The organism is Mesorhizobium sp. BHbdii, assembly GCF_053848045.1.
The window spans coordinates 1-409 of the sequence record NZ_JBSPKX010000289.1 but is presented as its reverse complement, the minus strand read 5'-3'; the positions used below and the strand labels follow the sequence as shown (position 1 = coordinate 409).

Sequence of the window (409 nt, the reverse complement as noted above, 5' to 3'; positions counted from 1 at the left end):
ACTGGTCGCTGGGTGTTGCCGAAGGGCTGGCCGGAGGCCAGGGAGCCGCTGTGCGAGGCGGCGGCCCGCGAGGCTGGCGAGGAAGCCGGATTGCGCGGAAGCATCTCGCATCTTGAAGCCGGCCGTTACTTCTACGCCAAGGTGCTGGCCTCCGGCGAAGAAGTGCCTTGCGAGGTGCTGGTGTTTCCGCTGCATGTCGACAAGATCGCCGACCGCTGGAAGGAAAAGCACTCGCGCGCCCGCAAATGGGTCAATTCCAGCGAAGCTGTGCGCATGGTCAATGAACCCGACCTTTGCCAGATCATCGCCTATTTCTGCGCCGACCCGCACAGATTTTCCTAGGTGACCTCCGCTTTCTCCAGGGCAAATTCACAACCCTGTGATGTGTCGAGCATGAATGGTTTGCTAA

Annotated in this window: 1 protein-coding gene; it reads left to right on the top strand. The window is 60.6% G+C overall.

Annotated features, from left to right (window positions below):
* Positions 1–342, top strand: a 342-nt coding sequence (locus tag ACWTU8_RS33080) for an NUDIX domain-containing protein (RefSeq protein ID WP_455851409.1), incomplete at its 5' end; no start/stop codon positions are given.
* Positions 343–409: the final 67 nt, after the last annotated feature.